Annotated in this window: 16 protein-coding genes; 7 read left to right on the forward strand and 9 right to left on the reverse strand. The window is 54.5% G+C overall.

Annotated elements, in window-relative coordinates; translation table 11 throughout:
- Window positions 1-417: 417 nt before the first annotated feature.
- From M8T91_RS09265 to M8T91_RS09275, 3 genes are all read left to right on the forward strand, one after another.
- Complete coding sequence (locus M8T91_RS09265) at window positions 418-1,317, forward strand: dihydrodipicolinate synthase family protein (RefSeq protein WP_301413760.1); 900 nt, start codon at window positions 418-420, stop codon at window positions 1,315-1,317.
- Between the two features lie 22 nt (window positions 1,318-1,339).
- Complete coding sequence (locus M8T91_RS09270) at window positions 1,340-2,932, forward strand: aldehyde dehydrogenase (NADP(+)) (protein WP_301413761.1); 1,593 nt, start codon at window positions 1,340-1,342, stop codon at window positions 2,930-2,932.
- A 69-nt stretch (window positions 2,933-3,001) separates the two neighbouring features.
- Entirely contained in the window at window positions 3,002-3,970 is a 969-nt protein-coding gene (locus M8T91_RS09275; RefSeq protein ID WP_301413762.1) for a proline racemase family protein, read from the forward strand.
- A gap of 46 nt (window positions 3,971-4,016) precedes the next feature.
- Here M8T91_RS09275 and M8T91_RS09280 read toward each other — a convergent pair whose 3' ends face one another.
- Window positions 4,017-4,889 (reverse strand): GntR family transcriptional regulator, encoded by an 873-nt coding sequence (locus tag M8T91_RS09280; protein WP_301413763.1) that lies wholly within the window; start codon window positions 4,887-4,889, stop codon window positions 4,017-4,019.
- Between the two features lie 265 nt (window positions 4,890-5,154).
- Between M8T91_RS09280 and M8T91_RS09285 the strand changes: the two genes are divergently transcribed.
- The 3 genes from M8T91_RS09285 to M8T91_RS09295 all read left to right on the forward strand — a co-directional run bounded on the left by M8T91_RS09285 (window position 5,155) and on the right by M8T91_RS09295 (window position 9,759).
- Window positions 5,155-6,270, forward strand: a complete 1,116-nt coding sequence (locus M8T91_RS09285; protein ID WP_301413766.1) for a proline racemase family protein — start codon at window positions 5,155-5,157, stop codon at window positions 6,268-6,270.
- 35 nt (window positions 6,271-6,305) lie between these two features.
- Window positions 6,306-7,280 carry a bifunctional Delta(1)-pyrroline-2-carboxylate/Delta(1)-piperideine-2-carboxylate reductase gene (lhpI, locus tag M8T91_RS09290; RefSeq protein WP_301413767.1) on the forward strand — a complete coding sequence of 325 codons (975 nt, stop codon included), beginning with the start codon at window positions 6,306-6,308 and terminating at the stop codon, window positions 7,278-7,280.
- An 838-nt stretch (window positions 7,281-8,118) separates the two neighbouring features.
- On the forward strand, window positions 8,119-9,759 hold the full coding sequence (locus tag M8T91_RS09295) for an acetolactate synthase large subunit (protein ID WP_301413769.1): 1,641 nt from the start codon (window positions 8,119-8,121) through the stop codon (window positions 9,757-9,759).
- Between the two features lie 88 nt (window positions 9,760-9,847).
- Here M8T91_RS09295 and M8T91_RS09300 read toward each other — a convergent pair whose 3' ends face one another.
- The 6 genes from M8T91_RS09300 to M8T91_RS09325 form a co-directional block, all read right to left on the reverse strand.
- The gene (locus tag M8T91_RS09300; protein ID WP_301413770.1) at window positions 9,848-10,582 is read right to left on the reverse strand and encodes a 4'-phosphopantetheinyl transferase family protein; all 735 of its coding nucleotides are present in this window, start codon (window positions 10,580-10,582) and stop codon (window positions 9,848-9,850) included.
- A gap of 121 nt (window positions 10,583-10,703) precedes the next feature.
- Window positions 10,704-11,882 carry a 2-methylaconitate cis-trans isomerase PrpF gene (gene prpF, locus M8T91_RS09305; RefSeq protein WP_301413771.1) on the reverse strand — a complete coding sequence of 393 codons (1,179 nt, stop codon included), beginning with the start codon at window positions 11,880-11,882 and terminating at the stop codon, window positions 10,704-10,706.
- 3 nt (window positions 11,883-11,885) lie between these two features.
- The gene (gene acnD / locus M8T91_RS09310) at window positions 11,886-14,483 is read right to left on the reverse strand and encodes a Fe/S-dependent 2-methylisocitrate dehydratase AcnD (protein ID WP_301413772.1); all 2,598 of its coding nucleotides are present in this window, start codon (window positions 14,481-14,483) and stop codon (window positions 11,886-11,888) included.
- Window positions 14,484-14,605: 122 nt separating this feature from the next.
- Entirely contained in the window at window positions 14,606-15,733 is a 1,128-nt protein-coding gene (gene prpC, locus M8T91_RS09315; protein ID WP_301413773.1) for a bifunctional 2-methylcitrate synthase/citrate synthase, read from the reverse strand.
- Between the two features lie 85 nt (window positions 15,734-15,818).
- Window positions 15,819-16,697, reverse strand: coding sequence for a methylisocitrate lyase (gene prpB / locus M8T91_RS09320; protein WP_301413774.1), 879 nt, complete (start codon window positions 16,695-16,697; stop codon window positions 15,819-15,821).
- Window positions 16,698-16,700: 3 nt separating this feature from the next.
- Window positions 16,701-17,354 carry a GntR family transcriptional regulator gene (locus tag M8T91_RS09325; RefSeq protein ID WP_301413775.1) on the reverse strand — a complete coding sequence of 218 codons (654 nt, stop codon included), beginning with the start codon at window positions 17,352-17,354 and terminating at the stop codon, window positions 16,701-16,703.
- A gap of 337 nt (window positions 17,355-17,691) precedes the next feature.
- On the opposite strand from M8T91_RS09325, the gene M8T91_RS09330 reads away from it, so the two are divergent.
- Window positions 17,692-18,216, forward strand: coding sequence for a DUF2062 domain-containing protein (locus M8T91_RS09330; protein WP_301413776.1), 525 nt, complete (start codon window positions 17,692-17,694; stop codon window positions 18,214-18,216).
- Window positions 18,217-18,387: 171 nt separating this feature from the next.
- Here the strand turns inward: M8T91_RS09330 and M8T91_RS09335 are convergent, their stop codons facing one another.
- Both M8T91_RS09335 and lolD read right to left on the reverse strand, forming a co-directional pair.
- Window positions 18,388-19,647, reverse strand: a complete 1,260-nt coding sequence (locus M8T91_RS09335; RefSeq protein WP_301413778.1) for a lipoprotein-releasing ABC transporter permease subunit — start codon at window positions 19,645-19,647, stop codon at window positions 18,388-18,390.
- Entirely contained in the window at window positions 19,640-20,392 is a 753-nt protein-coding gene (lolD, locus tag M8T91_RS09340) for a lipoprotein-releasing ABC transporter ATP-binding protein LolD (protein ID WP_301413780.1), read from the reverse strand. Before lolD ends, M8T91_RS09335 begins: the two co-directional genes overlap by 8 nt.
- Window positions 20,393-20,536 lie beyond the last annotated feature (144 nt).

Consider the following 20,536-nt stretch of genomic DNA (forward strand, 5'->3'; position numbering starts at 1 on the left):
ACACCGGGAATACTCTTGCAAAAATAGCCGGTGTTTGAAACGGGGGTTTACCTGGAAGGTGCTGTCATGATCTTCCAAAAGCGACAAGCGAAAGTTTAGAAGGGCCTGCAGAGGCGGCCCCCCGGTTACAGTCGGGAAACACCATCTCCTCTAGATGGTACCGAACCATGATATCAATAGGCAGTCGTGGCATTGGTCGTTCTCCCAAGCAGTGGTTGTTATAGGTTGACAGCCTATGGAAATGACACTGCCCTGTTCATACCCCGGCAACCCTCTGAGTTGGCCAAACAGCAAAATTGGGTTGACAGCTGCCAAAAACCTTTCTTATTGTACACAATAACATATACACAAAGTACTTTTTGCACAACAGTGCTTTGAGCTTTCCCTTGCATCCCAAGATCACGATGAGGAAGTCATATGCAAATCAACTGGCGCGGCGTTTTCCCCGCAGCAACCACGCAGTTCAACGCCGATGAAAGCCTGAACATACCCGCTACCCTCAGGCACCTCGACGCAATGCTCGATGCGGGAATCAATGGCCTTGTCATGCTTGGCACTGTGGGAGAGAACTGCTCACTCAGCCAGGCAGAGAAAATCGAGGTGCTCGCAACAACGGTCAAGCATATAAACGGCAGGGTGCCAGTGCTTACCGGTGTGTCTGAATACACCACCACCCAGGCCAGGGATTTTGCCCGCGCAGCCAGAGAGATTGGGGTAGATGGCCTGATGGTGCTCCCACCCATGTCCTACAAAGCCGATGCGGAGGAGATCATCGCCCATATTTGCGGTGTTGCCGCAGCAACCGACCTGCCGGTAATGGTGTACAACAATCCCGCCTGTTACGGTGTGGATGTGCCCGCAAAAGCGGTGGCTGAGCTCGCCCAGGTGAGCAATATCGTCGCTATCAAGGAGGCATCCGATGACCCCCGCCGCCTGACGGACATTGCCAATCTCACCGGTGACGATTTCGTACTCTTTTGCGGTGTAGACGACCTTGCGCTGGAAAGCATTGCCCTTGGCGCACACGGCTGGATTTCTGGCTTGGTGAACGCTTTTCCGCAGGAAAATCGCCTGATGTGGGATCTGGCCACCAGCGGCAATTTTGAACAAGCGCGCAAGGTATACCGCTGGTACACCCCTCTGCTCCACCTGGATACCAAACCCAAGCTGGTTCAGTACATCAAGCTTGCAGCACAGGAGTGCGGTTTGGGAAGCGAACAGTGCCGCAACCCGCGCCTGCCACTGACCGGCGCTGAACGCGAGTCTGTGCTGAACATTATCCAAACTGCAATTGCCACACGCCCGCTCATTGAGTAGCGTTTTGAATGGAGCATTCACCATGCACACAACCCCTGTACTGATCGCGGGTGCGTGGCGACAAGCGGCCGAATCCGGTCGCTTTCAGCCCACCAATCCGTCAACAGCAGCAGCCATAAGCCGAACTTACCCGGTTTCCGACTGGCGTGATTGCGAAGCGGTGCTGGAAGCATCCGCGCATGCGGCTGTAGCCTTGAGAAGTTACCCGGCCGAGTCTCGGGCACGCTTTCTGGAACTGTTTGCCGATGCCATCGAAGCTTCCACAGATGCCCTGTGTGCGCTGGCTCACGAGGAAACCGGCCTGCCCGTGCAGCCTAGATTGCGCAATGTGGAACTCCCCCGCACTACGGGCCAGCTGCGCACTGCCGCCAAGGCTGCCCGAGACAGCTCCTGGGCCCAGGCCATCATTGATACCGCGGCCAATATTCGCAGTATGCGGGGACCCATAGGTCCGGTGGCCATTTTTGGCCCGAACAACTTTCCCCTGGCTTTCAACGGCGTGGCGGGTGGCGATTTTGCTGCCGCCATCGCCGCCGGCAACCCTGTCATCGCCAAGGCGCACACCGCTCACCCGGGAACCTGCCACAAGCTGGCGAGCCTGGCATGCCAGGCACTGGATCGGGCGGGGCTTCCAGCAGCAATGGTACAGATGCTCTTTGCCATCAGTCGTGAAGATGGATACCGGATGGTAAGCGATCAGCGCCTGGGTGCTGTGGCCTTTACCGGTTCCCGACGAGCCGGGCTCGCACTCAAGCAGATCGCAGACAAGGTGGGCACCCCGTTTTACGCGGAGCTGTCCAGTATTAACCCGGTCGTGATACTGCCTGGTGCCCTGCGCGAGCGCGGCCCTGAACTCGCCGAAGAGTTTGCAGGCAGCTGTCTCATGGGCAGCGGTCAGTTCTGCACCAATCCGGGACTGATCATTGTGCCGGCCAGTGGGGATGGCGAGCGATTCATGGCGCACTGCGGTGAACTCTTTGACCATGCCAAACCCGGTACCTTATTGAGCCTGGGCACTGAACAGAGTCTGAAACAGGCAATTGCGCTGTTGCGGGAAGCCGGTGCAACGCTTGTTTCCAATGCGAGTGATACGATAGAACCCAAACCGGACAAATCTCGCTTCTGCCTCCCCAATACGCTCTTGTGTGTGTCGGGTCAGAGGTTCCTGCAGGACTCTGTCGTTTTCCAGACCGAAGTCTTTGGCAACGCAGCACTGATGGTGGTGAGTGAGAACCACGAGCAAACCGCTACTATCCTGCGAACACTCGAAGGCAATCTCACGGGGTCTATTTACTCTTCTACCACTGGTGTCGATGATGAAGCCTACGACGGGCTGGCACCCATTCTGCGTGAGAGGGTTGGACGGCTGTTGAATGACAAAATGCCAACCGGCGTTGCAGTATCTCCGGCCATGAACCACGGTGGCCCCTTCCCTGCCTCCGGTCACCCGGGGTTTACCGCGGTGGGTGTCCCCACGTCACTGATTCGTTTCAGCAAGCTCGATTGTTACGACAACGTACGCCATTACCGGCTGCCGCCACTTTTGCAGGACGAAAATCCCCTGAAGACCTGGCGTTCCGTGAATGGCAACTGGACCAGAGACCCGATCAACTGACCGGGCCCAGGCTACAGGTGCGCAGACAATTATTGCCCATAGACTAAAAGAATAATCTGGAGAATCATTGTGTACGGCAAACAGGATCACACAATAAAAGTAGTGGATTCCCATACCGGCGGCGAACCCACCCGGGTTATCGTCAGTGGTGGCCCCAATCTTGGTACTGGCAGCATAGCCGAGCGTCTTGCAGTGTTTCAGGAAAAATTTGACCATCTGCGCTCGGCATTGATCCGTGAACCCCGCGGGTCCGACGTTATGGTAGGCGCACTGCTCTGCCCCCCGCAAAACCCGGATAATGCGGCTGGAGTTATATTTTTTAATAATGTCGGCTACCTTGGTATGTGTGGTCACGGAACCATTGGTGTCGTTGCCACGCTGGCACGAAGCAGTGCGATTTCTCCCGGCACTCATCGGCTGGAAACACCGGTAGGAGAGATCACTTTCCTGCTGCACAATAATCATCGAGTGAGTGTGGAAAATGTGCCGAGTTACCGCTATCGCAAAGGGGTGCCGGTATATGTGGATGGCTTCGGCAGGTTTATTGGTGATATTGCCTGGGGAGGAAATTGGTTTTTCCTGATCTCCGAGCACGGGCAATTTATCAGTCAGGAAAACACCGACCACTTGACAGACTTTTGCTGGCGCGTGCGCCAAGCCCTTCGCGAACAGGGAATCTGCGCAGAAAACGGGGAAGAGATCGATCATATCGAACTGTTCGCCCCGCCCTCGGATCCGACCACCGCTGACAGCAGAAATTTTGTACTGTGCCCCGGCAAGGTATACGACCGCTCTCCCTGCGGTACCGGGACCAGCGCCAAATTGGCCTGCCTTTATGGCGACGGTATTATCAAGGCGGGCCAGGCCTGGCGACAGGAAAGTATCATTGGCAGTATTTTCGAGGGGAAGGCCCAACCAAGCCTCGATACAGAGGCTGAATCTACCAGAATCATTCCCACAATTACCGGAAATGCGTACATCAGCGCCGAAACCACGATTATTTTTGATCCCGAAGATCCATTTGCACATGGATTCTGAATGAAAGAAGGCTTTACTCCCTTAAAGCATTTTTGATCATGGACTGTTACGTGGTGGTTTTCGCGTTAAGATATTCTATCATCCGGGAAACGGCCTCGCGTTGATCCTGGATATGTTGACTCAACGCTTTGCGCGCACCCCTCCAGTTTTTATCCAACAGGCACTTGAGAATATCACAGTGTTCGCGCGCCATTTCACGTTTCACCGTTTCATCAATCACCGCGCAGTTGAACAGTGTGTTGTAAAAAGGGCTGTAGCGTTTGAAAAACTCGGAGATATACCGGTTTCCACAACGCTCGATCCAGTAATCATGCAAGTCAAAATCCAATTCTGACTTTGCCCTGCCCTTGCCGGGTTTATTCGCCTTGAGCAAATTTTGTAGTTCATTATCCTTAAAATGGCTACGGGCCAGATCCAGCGCTTTCAGTTCCAGCATTTCGCGAATATCCAGGTAGTCGTGCATATCCTGTTCACTGAACGGGTGTACCCGCCATCCACAGCGGGGCACATGTTCAATCAGCCCCGCACCTGCCAGGCGAGAAAAGATCTGCCGCACTACTGTGCGGCCAGCACCGTATTGCTCGGCAGTGGCCTGCTCGCGAAGATACTCGGTATTCTGCTTTAAGCTGCGTGAAATGACATCCTGGCGGATAATCTCATACAATTTTCGTTCGGTTGCACCTTCTTTCGGAGGGGCAAGCTTTACCCCCTTTAGTACTTCTGGCTGGGCTTCCAGGCGCCCGTTATCTTTCCGGCGGATCACCCCCTCATCCACCAATTCATCCACCGCGTGGCGAACCGGCGTCAAACTGACCTTGTAGTGCTCGGACATTGCCCCCAAAGTGAGTTTGTAAGGCAAGTGCCCCCTGGCCTGAAGAACGGCCTTTACATCGGACTTGATAAATTCAGTGATGGTCATTTGGTCAACGCTGGCTCTTGTTGTCGATCTGCCAGGGCGAAACAGGGCCGTGGCGTGGCAGTATTCAGGTAAAATTTTACACAAGACAGGCAGTATCGCCCATATTGGATATACCCGACAACTCATACCAATCTGCAATGGTACCTGGCCCACGCCTTAACCTCATACCCTCCTCGCGGTGATGCGGGCTTCAGTGCATTGCATTTCAAGATCGATATTGTTATTGTCGCCAAAAACAATATTGTGCAATTGTATGGGAAAAATAATGAAGCCAGAGTTCACTTCCCTCCACACACAGCGCCAGAGCTTACAGATCCCTGCAGATCTTACCGCACAATGGACTTGCATTGATGCAATTGACATGCACACAGGCGGCGAGCCCTTGCGCATTATTCTGGATGGATTCCCTCCACTCGAAGGGGGCAGTGTTCTGGCCAAAAGGCGCTTTGCCCTACACCATTACGATCACCTGCGACGGACATTGATGTGGGAGCCGCGAGGGCATAGGGATATGTACGGGGCCATTGTGGTTCCACCGAATGATGCTGGTGCCGATTTCGGGGCACTGTTTATTCACAATGAAGGCTTCAGCAGTATGTGCGGTCACGCGGTGATTGCTCTGGCAAAACTGGCTGTTGAACTGGGGTGGATTGAGCGGGGTCAACCCGGTACAGAGGTGCCAGTGAATATTGATGTTCCCTGTGGCCGGATTCATGCTTTTGCACAAACTGACCAGCACGGCCGCGTATGCTCAACCCGTTTTCACTGTGTCCCATCATTTGTTGTGGCTCAGGCGCAGACGGTTCAAGTTCCGGAATTGGGGGCCATTCAATACGATATTGCCTATGGTGGGGCTTTTTATGCCTATGTCGACGCTGCACAGCTGCCCTTTTCACTGGACGGTGTGAACGCAGGTCAATTGGTACGCGTGGGTCAAGCCATTAAACACGCCGTACAGGCAGATGGCCCGCTCATTCAACACCCCATTGAACCTGATTTGGGATTTCTATACGGTACCATATTGATGGATATGGAAGCATTTCAAGATCCGCATTCTTATGGCGACACAGTGAATCCATCCATATACAGCCGCAATGTTTGTATATTTGCGGATGCAGAGCTTGATCGTTCGCCAACAGGTTCAGGCGTTGCCGGCCGAATGGCACTGCACGTAAATCAGGGACTTATTTCTGAAAATCACACACTGGTTGCCGAAAGTATTACCGGCAGCTGTTTCAGCGGCAGGGTCGCCAGAAGACTGAAATATGCGGGTATTCCCGCAATAGTGCCCGAGATTACCGGGACCGCTCATATCACCGGACAACACCGCTTTTACATAGATCCAGCAGATCCACTCAAAAACGGCTTTCTGTTGGGCTAAAAAAGCACTCAGATTACTCTAACTGAAAAACTCCAATGCATTTCATTACCGCCGAAATCGTGCGCAAGAGCATTCAATATCCGCAGTTGATCAACGCATTGCGAGAAGCTTTCCGCAATCAGGATATTGAGACACCTCAACGGCACCACCACCATTTCCAATACTCCCGCGAACACCAGAATGAAAATACCCTGCTGCTTATGCCTGCATGGCAAACAGGCCGTTTCCTGGGTGTAAAGACTGTTGTGGTGGCACCAGACAACCGCGAGCAGCCCTCTATTCAAGGGCAGTATACCCTGTTCGACGCCAGCACGGGGACGCCACAGGCGATCATGGACGCGTCCAGTATCACCGCCATGCGCACCGCTGCGGCATCTGCATTGGCGGCGGACTACCTGGCGCCAATCGATGCCGGTGTACTGCTGATGGTAGGGACCGGAACCCTGGCCCCGGAACTGATTCGTGCACATGCGAGTGTGCGCCCCATAAAAGAGGTGCTGGTATGGGGTCGTTCACCAGAGAAGGCGCAGCAGGTTGTTGACGCCCTTGCGGATATGCCCTGCTCCGCTGTTGTGTGTAGCGAGATTCAGCAGGGAATGGCCAGGGCTGATATCGTGAGTTGCGCAACCCTGAGTAAAACGCCTTTGCTACTTGGAAAGTGGCTCAAATCCATTCAACACATTGACTTGGTGGGCGCCTACCGGCCGGACATGAGAGAAGCCGATGATTTGCTGATAAAGCGTGCCGCTTTGTATGTTGACGTGATGCCACACGCTCTGTCCGAAACTGGTGATCTTTGCCTGCCTATCAAGCGTGGCGTGATTAGTGAAGCTTCAATACGCGGGCACCTGCCTTCTCTGTGCCATTTATCAGCTCCCATTGCCCGCAGTGAAGTGACCTGTTTCAAATCTGTCGGCCATGCCCTCGAAGACCTCGTTACGGCAAGCCTTGTTCACACTGAACTCAAGCGGTTGTACAGTGCGGAACCCGCGCTGAGCGAAACGCGATAGGGAAGCTGGGCAAAACAGGTCATGGCCGCTTCCTGGCATCCTGGTTGGTTACTGATTTGTACACAAAAATTATCCCGTTTATTCCCCTGGATTTGCATCAAAACCACCAAATGTGTCCATCAATGACTGATTGATGCGACATTTTGCAATCAGGTGGTCCGAGCAAAGGGTAATATGGCAATAGAAGTACCGAGTGCTCTAATCAAAATTACAAGCGGGTTGGATTTCAATATTCGGCAGATCCGGTGAATCCGCTGATGAAGCCGGCCCCCGCACTTGCGGGGCTGTATTAACCCAATCAGCCAGTTGGCGATCTCTGTATTCGCATTACCCGCCTCGCGTGTACCGGTCTGGAACCACAGTTCCTGTAGAGATAAGAACAGAAAAGCCGGCTAAACTGGGCCGGCAAGGTGAAATAGATGTGTTTGGATATTGTGACCTCCTGTGGCCAGATCACAATACTGTCGGTGTATGACGAGCCGACTGATTGCGGTTCAGGCGTTAATAACCACCTGTTATGCAGGGCCTTGCCGGTACCCCGAATAACGATATCCATGGGTAGAACCCCTCAATGATGACCTTCAACTGAAATATCAACCGATGCCATGCAATACCAAAAAAGCCATGGAGCAAAGTGAGAAAAGCTTGACCATACTCTGGTGGAAACTCTATGCCACCTTAGGATATAACCAAATTTTTCCGTTTATTTTGGCAAGGGCAGAGATTTACACGACAGAAAATAGATTGTCTGGACGTTTCGGCGCCAGTAACCCCGCCGATCAATAAAAACCTCAAAAGGAACCAAGCTTGAGAGCTCACGATTACAGGAGTTTCCTTCATGAAAGCATCAGATCTCTTTGTTCACGCCCTGGAAGCAGAAAGGGTTGAATATATTTTTGGCATTCCCGGGGAAGAAAATCTGGACATACTGGAGTCTCTGCGCGGCTCAAAAATCCAGCTGATCCTGACCCGCCATGAACAGGCGGCCGGCTTTATGGCAGCCACCTATGGCCGTCTCACCGGGAAATCCGGTGTCTGTATTGCCACCCTTGGACCAGGTGCTACCAACCTGGTAACGGCCGCAGCTTATGCCCAGCTCGGTGGTATGCCTATGGTGATGATAACCGGACAAAAGCCCGTAAAGAGCTCCAAGCAAGGCCAGTTCCAGATCATCAATATTGTCGATATGATGCGTCCTCTCACCAAGTTCACCAAAACCATTGTCGGCGGTGACTATATCCCTTCCTACGTGCGTGAGGCCTTCCGTCGTTCCGAGGAAGAGCGCCCGGGGGCCACGCATCTCGAGTTCCCCGAGGATATTGCCCGCGAGCACTCCACCATGCCGGTATTGGAGACCAGCTACACCCGCAGGCCTATTGCTGAGGAGAAAGCAATTCACAAAGCTGCAGAAGCTATTACTGCATCGCGCAAGCCACTGTTGCTGGTCGGTGCCGGCGCCAACCGCAAACTCACTGCAAAGATGTTGCGAAAATTTGTTGACAAGCTTGGAATCCCCACAGTCACCACACAAATGGGAAAAGGCGTAATCGATGAATCGGGACCGCACTTTATCGGAAATACAGCCCTGTCAGATGGCGATTTTGTACATCGGGCCATTGAGCAGGCCGATCTTATTATCAATGTTGGGCACGATGTAGTGGAGAAGCCCCCATTTTTTATGCGCCCAGGCGGCCCCGAAGTGGTCCACATCAATTTTAGTTCCGCTCAGGTGGACCCTGTTTACTTCCCGCAAATAGAGGTAGTTGGAGATATTTCCAATAGTTTGTGGCAACTCAATGAGCATCTGGAGCCCCAGGAACACTGGAGTTTTACCGATGCCCACCGCATCCGCGCAGCTTTGCAAAAACATATTCAGGAGGGCTCCAGCAACGATACATTCCCAATTCGGCCCCAGCGCCTGGTAAAAGATGTACGGGAAGCCATGCCGGAGAAGGGCATCATTGCACTCGACAACGGCATGTTCAAAATATGGTTCGCTCGGAATTACCCCGCCCACGCCCCGAATACCGTACTGTTGGACAATGCCCTCGCCACAATGGGTGCCGGGTTACCATCCGCAATGGCCGCTAAATTGGTGTGCCCAGATCGCAGGGTGGTGGCGATTTGTGGCGATGGTGGCTTTATGATGAATTCTCAGGAAATCGAAACTGCTGTGCGTCTGGGTCTGGATCTAATTGTATTGATACTGCGCGATGACGCCTATGGTATGATTAAATGGAAGCAGGCCATGATGGAATTTCATGATTTCGGCCTGGATTTTGGTAACCCCGATTTTGTTGCCTATGCAAAATCTTACGGTGCTTACGGCCATCGGGTAGAAGCCACTGATGAACTGGTACCCCTAATCGAAAGCTGTTGTAAAGAGGGTGGAGTGCACTTGATTGATGTCCCTGTGGATTACAGTCACAATGATCGTATCCTGAATCATGAATTGCGGGAGCTTTCCAGTAAGTTATAGCCCAAAAAATCTCTCAAACGCCAGGGGAAATCACCTCTGGCTTTTGCAGGGTGTTCAAAGCCATCTGGAGCTTGGTGGAAACTGCAGCTTAACTTGAATCCTGCAAGCCGCAATAAGTAAAAATGGTATTCTCATCCAGCCAATTAAACTGTATGGGAATAACAGCACCTGGCCTCAGCGTTGGACAAAGATCCTGCTGTATCTCTAATAAAATAATCCTCCGATTGTTATCGAAATCGACCAAGGAGACCGCATCAAAATCGAAATACCGTTTTACAAGGGGAAACGCAGCTTTGAAGAAACTTTCTTTTGCTGAAAAAAGAATCGAAAGGACAGAGCCCGGAGCCGCCATAAGACCATGCGCTTTCAGGTAGCGAATTTCCGATTGAAAAATTGCGGTATCCTGTAGTGCAAGTTGCGATTTTTCAGAGAGTACACTCTCAATATCGATTCCAATACCTGCGAACTTTGTCGCTTCCAGAACAGTTGCGCCAGCGAATCTCCCATTATGGCTGATACTGCCGATTGTACCCTCTGGCCAGATTGGCTCCCGCCATTTTCCCGTTCCCACCTGGAAATGCTCTATGCCCAATGCAGACAATGCATATCGGGCAGCCATCCGCCCGAAAAAATACTCCATCTGACGTTTTGGAACACTCCTGGCAATTTGCACAGGCAGGTCTATATTGAATTTGTGGAAAAAATTTTCCGAAAAATTTTTTTTGGATATTTTGAGCAAATAAAGTTGAAAGCCTGCATTGTTTTGCCCTGCAAAACACAATTGCAATAAGCTTTTTTCAAAAATAATCTCCGATGATGTCAACAAGATATCTATATCTCTGGTTACATGTCGAAATACAATTTTAAGACACTGGAAACCGTATTGCTTACTGAAATTGCAAGGACCCGAAGCAAGCTCTCTGTATCAGAGATACCCAACGCACCTAGAAGCAAGCGCCGGGCACCCGTACCCAGCCTTCCATCAGGATTCTGGCACTGCGGCTCATAACGGCTTTGGTTGCGGTCCATTGGCCATTCACTGCTTGCGCTTCCGCTCCGACACGCAGAGTGCCGGAAGGATGGCCGAAGCAGACGGAATTGCGTTCTCCGCCTCCGGCAGCGAGATTCACCAGAGTGCCGGGTATGGCGGCGGCTGTACCGATAGCCACAGCCGCGGTCCCCATCATGGCATGGTGTAGCTTGCCCATCGACAAGGCGCGCACGAGCAGATCTATATCCGCCGCAGCCACTATTTTGCCGCTGGCAGCGGTATAATCCAGTGGCTTGGCTACAAAAGCGATTTTCGGGATGTGCTGGCGGGCTGCAGCTTCCCCGGCAGAGGCAATCAATCCCATTTTCACTGCACCGTGGGCACGGATTGTCTCGAATATGGCCAGCGCTTTGCTATCGCCATTAATCGCATCCTGCAGCTCGGTGCCGGTATAACCAAGTTCTTCAGCATTGACAAAGATCGTGGGGATACCGGCATTGATCATGGTGGCCTTAAGCACACCGATACCCGGCACGTCCAAATCATCAACCAGGTTACCAGTGGGAAACAGGCTGCCCTCACCGTCCGCGGGGTCCATAAACTCAATTTCCACTTCGGCCGCCGGAAAGGTGACTCCGTCCAGCGCAAACTCCCCGGTTTCCTGTACTTCGCCATTAGTGATCGGCACATGGGCAACAATTGTCTTGCCGATATTGGCCTGCCAGATTCGCACGGAGCAGATGCCACTTTCCGGAATCCGGGAGGGCTCAACAAAACCGCTATTGATAGCAAAGGCGCCCACTGCGGCAGTGAGATTGCCGCAGTTACCACTCCAGTCAACAACAGGCTTGTCGATGGAAACCTGGCCAAACAGATAGTGCACATCGTGATCGGGCTTATCGCTGGGAGACAGGATCACTACCTTGCTGGTGCTGGAGGTGGCCCCACCCATACCGTCAGTCTGTTTGCCGTAGGGATCCGGACTGCCAATCACGCGTTGCAATAATTTATCACGGGCTTCTCCTGGCGCTTGCGCAACTTCTGGCAGATCCTGCAGGCGAAAGAAAACACCTTTACTGGTTCCCCCGCGCATATAGGTCGCAGGGATTTTTACTTGGGGCGCACATTTCATACCTCAGGCCGTCGCCTCCGTTTCCAGGAAATCTTTGGCAAAGCGCTGCAGGACACCGCCCGCTGCATAAATGGAGACCTCTTCGGCAGTATCCAAACGGCAAGTGACCGGTGCCTTAATCGTCTCACCGCTGGTGCGGTGGATCAGCAGGGTCAGTGTCGCATAAGGCGTGCGCTCACCTATCACATCGAAGATTTCGGTGCCGTCAATGCCCAGGGATTCTCGGGTAGTGCCGGGTTTAAACTCCAGTGGCAGAACGCCCATACCAATCAGGTTGGTGCGGTGAATACGCTCAAATCCCTCGGCTACAATCGCTTCCACCCCAGCCAGGCGCACACCTTTTGCAGCCCAGTCGCGAGAGGAGCCCTGCCCGTAGTCTGCACCGGCTACAATAATCAGCGGCTGCTTGCGATCCATATAGGTTTCGATGGCCTCCCACATGCGGGTGACCTGCCCCTCCGGCTCGATACGGGCCAGAGAGCCCTGTCGAACCCCACCGCGGTCATCGCGCACCATTTCATTGAGCAATTTCGGATTGGCAAAAGTTGCACGCTGGGCGGTGAGATGGTCTCCACGGTGGGTGGCATAGGAGTTGAAATCCTCCTCCGGCAGGCCCATGTTCGCCAGGTATTCACCGGCAGCGCTGCCGGCCAGAATCGCATTGGAGGGCGATAGGTGGTCGGTGGTGATATTGTCGCCCAACACCGCCAGCGGGCGCATACCCTTCAGGGCGCGTTCACCAGCAAGCGCACCTTCCCAGTATGGCGGGCGGCGGATATAGGTGCTCATCGGGCGCCAATCGTAAAGCGCAAGGCCCTGTATTTTCGCTGTATCCCGATCTTCGAACATGGGAATGTATACATCGCGGAACTGCTGCGGCTTCACGCTCTGACGCACAACTGCATCGATCTCTTCGTCGCTTGGCCAGATATCTTTCAAGATGATCGGGTTGCCTTCGGCATCCTGTCCCAGCGTATCCTTTTCAATATCGAAACGGATAGTACCGGCAATGGCATAGGCCACGACCAATGGCGGTGAAGCCAGGAACGCCTGCTTGGCGTATGGGTGGATACGGCCATCGAAGTTGCGGTTGCCCGAGAGTACGGCAGTGGTGTACAGATCGCGGTCGATCACTTCCTGTTGGATTTTCGGGTCCAGCGCACCGCTCATACCGTTACAGGTGGTGCAGGCGAAGGCCACTACACCGAAGCCCATCTGCTCCAGGTCCGGCAAAAGATTGGCCTCTTCCAGGTACATTTTTACAGTTTTGGAACCGGGCGCCAGGGAAGATTTCACCCAGGGCTTGCGGGTCAGACCAAGTTTATTCGCATTGCGGGCGATCAGACCTGCGGCAATCATATTGCGCGGGTTACTGGTGTTGGTGCAGCTGGTAATAGCCGCGATAATCACAGCACCATCGGGCATCTGGCCAGCTTTCTTTTCCCACGCCTTGGCGATACCGCGATTGGCCAGTTCAGTGGCCGGCAACAGCGCGTGGGGGTTGGAGGGGCCAGCCAGGTTTCGGCCTACCGTGCTGAGGTCAAACTTCAGCACGCGCTCGTATTCGGCGTCCTCCAGGGCATCGGACCAGAGCCCGGTTGCCTTGGCAAACTGCTCCACCAGGGCCACTTGCTCGTCATCGCGGCCGGTGAGTTTGAGATAATCGATGGTCTGCGCATCGATAGAAAACATGGCCGCAGTAGCGCCGTATTCCGGTGTCATATTGGAAATAGTGGCGCGGTCCCCCAGGGTAAGATTGGAAGCCCCATCGCCATAAAATTCCAGGTAGGCACCCACCACGCGCTCGCGGCGCAAAAATCCAGTCAGGGCCAATACCAGGTCGGTACCGGTAATACCGGGCTGCAACTTTCCGGTCAGCTCTACGCCGACGATATGTGGCAGGCGCATATAGGAGGCGCGACCGAGCATCACACTCTCCGCTTCCAGGCCACCGACACCGACAGAAATTACACCCAGGGCATCTACCATGGGCGTGTGGCTATCGGTACCGACACAGGTATCCGGGAAGGCCACACCTTCACGCACCTGCACGACTGGAGACATTTTCTCCAGGTTGATCTGGTGCATGATGCCGTTACCCGGGGGAATCACATCCACGTTTTCAAACGCGGATTTGGTCCAGTTGATAAAGTGAAAACGGTCTTCGTTGCGGCGCTCCTCTATTGCGCGGTTTTTTTCAAAAGCATCCTTTTCAAAACCGGGGTGCTCCACCGCGAGGGAATGGTCCACGATCAACTGTGTGGGAACGACTGGGTTTACCTTGGCAGGGTCACCGCCCTTATCGGCAATGGCATCGCGCAGACCGGCCAGGTCCACCAGTGCGGTCTGACCGAGGATATCGTGACATACCACTCGGGCTGGAAACCACGGGAAATCCAGTTCGCGCTTGCGCTCGATAATCTGCTTGAGTGCATCGATGAGTCTTTCCGGCTCACAGCGGCGCACCAGGTTTTCCGCCAGAATACGTGAGGTATAGGGCAGTTTGGCGTAGGCACCGGGCTGGATCGCGTCCACAGCGGCGCGGGTATCGAAATAATCAAGGCCTGTACCGGGCAGTGATTTGCGGTAATCAGTATTCATAGCTAGGTAAATCAGTCGAATCGTTTTTCAATCTAGTCTCTTAAGAGCAAGCCCCCGGTTGCCGAATCCCGGCAACCGGGGGCCAGGGCGCCGGGTGTACCTCAGATCCATCTGGTATTGGACTAACTGCGCTCGGCAATAGGCGTTACCTGGCGCGGTTCAACACCCACATACTCTGCACTCGGGCGAATAATACGGTTGTCTGCGCGCTGTTCAAACACGTGGGCGGCCCAGCCAGTCACGCGGGACATGACAAAGATCGGCGTGAACAGCTTGGTGGGAATCCCCATAAAGTGATAGGCGGAGGCATGGAAGAAGTCTGCATTACAGAACAGTTTTTTCTCGCGCCACATCACTTCTTCACAGCGTACAGATACCGGGTACAGCACGGTATCGCCCACATCTTCAGCCAGCTTTTCAGACCAGGCCTTGATAATGGCGTTGCGCGGATCGGACTCGCGGTAAATCGCATGGCCAAAGCCCATGATTTTTTCTTTGCGCTCCAGCATGCCCATCAGCGCTCTCTCTGCTTCATCCGGGTTGGAGAAACGCTCGATCAGTTCCATTGCCGCTTCATTGGCGCCACCGTGCAAAGGGCCACGCAGGGTGCCGATAGCGCCAGTAATACAGCTGAACAGGTCCGACAGCGTGGAGGCACAAACACGTGCGGTAAAGGTGGAGGCGTTGAATTCATGTTCTGCGTATAGGATCAGGGAGACGTTCATGACCTGCTCGTGCAGGGCGTTGGGCTTCTCACCACGCAGCATATGCAGGAAATGACCGCCGATGCTGTCATCATCGGTTTCGGTTTCGATACGCACATCGTCGTGGGTGAAACGGTACCAGTAGCAGATAATGGACGGGAAAGCGGCCAGCAGGCGATTGGCCTTTTGCAGCTGCTGCGCGAAGGACTCCTCACCCACCAGATTGCCCAGCATGGAACAGCCGGTACGCATTACATCCATCGGGTGGGCGTCAGCGGGAATACGCTCCAACACTTCTCTCAAAGCCAGTGGCAGGCCGCGCATCGTTTTCAGTAAGGCCTTGTATTCCACAAGCTCTCCCTCGGTGGGCAGTTCCCCATAGAAAATCAGGTAGGCGACTTCTTCGAATTCACAGTGTTCTGCCAAGTCCTTGATATCGTAACCGCGGTAAGTCAGGCCGGAGCCGGATTTACCCACGGTAGACAGTGCAGTTTTCCCCGCCACCTGGCCGCGCAGGCCAGCTCCACTCAATGTTTTTTCTACCATGGTCTTTTCTCCCCTGTTTTTAACTACGCAGTTTCTGTATTTGTTGAGTGAATACCGGACGGCATTCAACTGATCCACTGGTCCGTTACTTGTTAAACAACGTGTCGAGTTTCTGCTCAAACATGTGATAGTCGAGGTAATCGTACAGCTCTTCACGGGTCTGCATGGTCTCCACCACCGCTTTCTGGTCGCCATCTTGCAAGATGCGGCTGTACACATTTTCCGCCGCACGGTTCATAGCCCGGAACGCTGACAACGGATACAGTACGATATCCGCACCGGCCTCGCCCAACTCTTTGGTGTTATACAACTCGGTCTTACCAAACTCGGTAATATTGGCCAATATCGGCACACTCAATGCGTCCTTAAAGGCGCGATAGTGCGCTAATTCCGTGACCGCTTCGGCAAAGATACCGTCGGCGCCCGCTTCAATACAGGCCTGGGCACGCTCGATAGCCGCATCCAGCCCTTCCTGGGCGAAAGCATCGGTACGGGCCATGATAAAGAAGTCGTCATCGGTACGGGCATCTACCGCCGCCTTGATGCGATCCACCATTTCCTGTTTGGAAACGATCTCTTTATTGGGGCGGTGGCCACAGCGCTTTTGCGCCACCTGGTCTTCGATGTGCACTGCAGCGGCGCCGGCACGGATCATTTCTGCAATGGTGCGCGCGATATTGAAAGCGCCACCCCAACCGGTATCGATGTCCACCAGCAGCGGCAGCGCGCTGGCAGCGGTGATGCGGCGCACATCCTCAAGTACATTGTCGAGACTGGTGATACCCAGATCCGGCAGGCCATAGGAGGCGTTGGCGACACCGGCACCGGAAAGGTAAATCGCCTTGTGGCCAATTCGCTCGGCCATGATCGCGGTATAGGCATTGATGGTGCCTACTGCCTGCAAGGGAGAATTTTCAGCGAGTGCGGTGCGAAAACGCGCACCAGCGGAAGGCTTTTGGTTCATGCTCTACCTCAGTTTCTTTTCAATATTCTGTCTGGAAGCACGGATATGCCGGCGCATTAACAACTCTGCCAGCTCCCCATCCCCTGCCTCTATGGCCTCGATAATATGGCTGTGCTCGCGAAACGCGCGCCGGGCCCTGGGACTGGCCATGCCCAACTGGTAACGATACATGCGAACCCGGTAATAAAGTCGATTGCACAGTGTGTCGATCAACAAGTCGTTTTTGGAGGCCTGCACTATGCGAAAATGGAAGTCAAAGTCCCCCTCTGGCTGGAAGTAGGCCTTGCCTGCCTGCAACTCCTCCTGCTGCTCGTGGCGGGACAACATCTGGCGCAGTTCCAGCAAATCTGCTTCCGTGCGCTGCTCGGCGGCAAGACGGCAGGCCATGCCCTCCAGAGCCTCGCGCACCTCATAGAGTTCCAGCAGGCCGCGTTCACTCAGCTCGACCACACGGGCCCCCACGTTCACCCGGCGCTGAAGTAAACCCAGGGATTCCAGATGCATCAGGGCTTCGCGCAGGCTGCCGCGACTGGCATTAAAACGGCGGGCCAGGCCGGGCTCGCTGATTTTACTGCCCGCAGCAATGCGCCCTTCCACGATTTCACCACGCAAAGTCAAAAAAAGACGCTCAGCCAGGCTCTGATGTGGTTCCTGCACTGGGCTGGGTTCTTCGATTGCCCCCATAAGGCACCAGGATTGTCGACAATTATTTACAAGTGTACCGCTTATGGTACTGAAAATACCAGATCAAAAAAAGACCATGCCAGGGATTGTTGACAACCCATGGTGTGTGATGACTTTTCAGGCAACAGTAGTTTTGCCTTCTTTAAGTGGGCATAATAGCGCCCGCGCCAAGTGCGGCTACAGTGCACCCCGCTACCGGGGGCCCCTCTATGCTAATTGGGGCCGGGGAGATAAACCCGGCTTGTGAATTTCCAGGCTCCGGTACAGAACCAGATGACATGGCTGCCGGCACCCAGGTTTCAACAGTGTTATGCCGAAGAGTATTATCAGGCGATGGTTGCCGAGCCCCGAAGAAATCCGAGCCAAGAACGGGCTCAAGTTTCTGGGGACCCTGCTACACGACCCCAACCTGTTTCACCTGAACCGGCACTCGGTTTCGGTCGCATTTGCCGTTGGTGTTTTTACCAGCTTTCTGCCCCTGCCCGGCCAGATGATCATTGCCACCCTGCTGGCCCTGTGGCTGCGCTGCAATCTTCCGCTATCGATTATTCTGGTCTGGATCAGTAATCCGATTACCATGCCGGCGATTTTTTACAGTACCTACAAGCTGGGCAGCTGGGCTCTGGGTACCCCGCCAGTGGATTTCAGTATTGAGCTTTCCTGGGAATGGTTGACCACTGAGGTGGAGAAAATCTGGATGCCACTGTTTGCCGGTTCTCTACTGGCGGGGGCATTCTTTGCGGCCCTGGCCTATTTTGCCATACGCGCGCTCTGGCGCTGGCATGTTGTCAAGCGGTGGAAGCTGCGACTGGAGCGCCGCTCGGCGATCGGTTGATCAGGAATGTTCACAACTCACCAAAATCTCACAATTGGCATGGGTAGAGCCGGCACAACAGGATCCCCCCTGCCTGGCATGGATCAACAATACCTATCAGCCCGTATTTACAACAGATCCTAGCCCTGGTTTGAGCCGGTGTGGTTAACCTGAAGATTCCCTGCGACAGGGCTACTCATTGCGCAGTGCAGCGGCAGGTTGAACCCGGCTGGCCTGCCATGCGGGGTATAAGGTTGCCAGCAGGCTGAGAAGTATTCCAGCACCTACTACCAGCGCCACATCGGACCAGGCCAGTTCGGATGGCAGGTAATCCACTGGGTAAACATCAGATTTCAGGAACTGCACCCCGAATGCGGATTCCAGACCGGCGACCAGATCCGTTACGGTCAGTGCCCCCAGCACACCGAGGGCGCCGCCGAACACCGCACCAACCAGCCCCACCAGCGCCCCCTGGCTGACAAAGGTCAGCAGTATTTGTTGAGTGCTGGCCCCCATTGTACGCAATATTGCAATATCCGTGTGTTTGTCAACCACAACCATCACCAGGGTGGACACCACATTGAAAGCGGCGATGGCAATGATCAGCAACACCAGCAACCCCACTAGATTGCGGGACATCTGTATCGCCTGGTAGAGGTTGCCGTGAGTGCGACTCCAGTCAGTACCGTAATAACCCGGCTGATCAAGCGCGCGCAGTAAGCGGCGCATGATCCAATTGGCCTCCAGCATATCCGCAACGCGCAGTTGCACACCTGCGCCACCGCCATTGCCCGCCAGGGCCTGGGCCTGTTCCCAAGATACCAGTGCCAGGGACTGATCCAGAACCGTGCCGGAATGGAAGATGTCAGCCACCCTGAAACCCGCCACACGGGCCGATCGGCGATCGCCACCGGCGCTATCATTGTCAGGTACAATCAGGGACAGGTACGCCCCCTGTGCCACGTCCAGTTTTTCTGCGATGCCGCGCCCGAGGATGATACCGGGCTCGACGGTGTCCATCAGCTTGGGGAAAGCCTCGGAACCGAGAAAATCCCGGATGCTGGATACTTCGACGATGGTACCCGGATTGATCCCTTGCACGAGTAAGGGTGTGACTTCCCCCCCGCGCCGGGCCAACGCATTGACCTGCCACACTTCCGCTGCCGACACTACTTCGGGATCGGCAGCCAGCTGGTGGCGCAGGGCGGACCAGTCGATAGCGGGGCTGGCATTATAGATGGTGGCGTGGGGCATAATGCCGAGGATGCGCTCACGCAGCTCACGATCGAAGCCGTTCATGATCGACATCACCACAATCATCAGGGCCACACCCAGAACCAGCCCCGTCATGGATAAACCGGAAATAAACGAAACCAGCCCCGCGGAGTCATCCCCGCGACGCCGGGCACCAGCGTAGCGCAGGCCAATAAATGTGGGTATCGGTTTAAACATGGTCACCCTGGTGCCAGTTACCGAGGAGCGCACCGTCGATCAGGTGCAGGCAGCGGTCCAGTGCTGCGGCGAGGTCCGGGTCATGGGTCACAATCACAAAACTGATCCCCATATCCCGGTTGAGCCGATCCATCAGCTTGTGGATCTCCCGGGCCGTTGCCCTGTCCAGATTGCCGGTGGGCTCGTCCATCAGTACGCAGGACGGCCGTGCCACCAGGGCTCGGGCGATGGCAACCCGCTGGCGTTCACCGCCGGATAGCTGTGACGGCTTATGCTCGAATCGCCTTCCAAGCCCCACCGCCTCCAGAGTGGATTTGGCCTCAGAGCGGGCTTTGGCCACACTGTGCCCGCCAATCAAAAGTGGCATAGCCACATTCTCCAGTGCGGTAAACTCGCTGAGGAGGTGGTGAAACTGGTAAACAAACCCGAGTTGCTTGTTGCGCAACCTGCCGCGCTCGTTGACGCTGAGACCGGCCAGATTATGTCCCGCCACCCAGACTTGACCCGCACTCGGAGTATCCAGGCCGCCCAACAGGTTGAGCAGGGTCGATTTCCCCGAGCCGGAGGCGCCGACAATCGCCAGCTTTTCTCCGTGCCTGACCTCCAGGTCAACACCCTGCAATACCGACAGTTCCCTGCCGCCCTGGTGATAGGATTTGTGCAGCTGCCGGCAAGCCAGTACGGCCTCATTGCCGGCCTGCACCGTCTGAGCCTGCTCAGTATCTATTTCCACTCGGCTGTTCATAAGGTTGTTGCGCTGCTCCCTAACTCTAATAGGTCACTTCTGAAATAATCTCTAACTCATTGATTTATCAATTCATTCGCAGAGAGGGTTCCCGACAGCTCTGTCCTGCACAGCAGGGACTGTTCAGCATCCGTTTCCCCGGTT

The organism is Microbulbifer sp. MI-G, assembly GCF_030440425.1.
In the GTDB taxonomy this organism is placed as follows: Bacteria; Pseudomonadota; Gammaproteobacteria; order Pseudomonadales; family Cellvibrionaceae; genus Microbulbifer; species Microbulbifer spongiae.